Raw genomic sequence first — 255 nt, 5'->3', positions numbered from 1 at the left:
ATTGGATTTCCAAAATTCAAATCCAAACACCGTTCAAAAGCGAGTTATACCACCAACAATCAAGGGGGAAATATCCGAATTGAAGATGGTAAGATCAAACTGCCTAAAATCGGATGTGTAAAGCTTGCCCAGCATCGTACTTTTCAAGGCAAGATTAAATCATGTACGATATCAATGAATAAATCGGGAAAATATTTTATATCCATTCTTGTGGAATCAGCGGACGAAACGCCTCAATTAGTTGAACGGAAGATC

Annotated in this window: 1 pseudogene; it reads left to right on the top strand. The window is 37.6% G+C overall.

Going from position 1 to position 255, the window contains the following annotated elements:
* Positions 1-255, top strand: a pseudogene (locus ACYQ4S_RS12870) (RNA-guided endonuclease TnpB family protein); the annotation flags it as partial.

It is taken from the genome of Alkalibacterium sp. s-m-28 (assembly GCF_054658175.1).
Note: the sequence above shows the minus strand (reverse complement) of the source record. Positions and strands in the feature narration are given on the sequence as shown.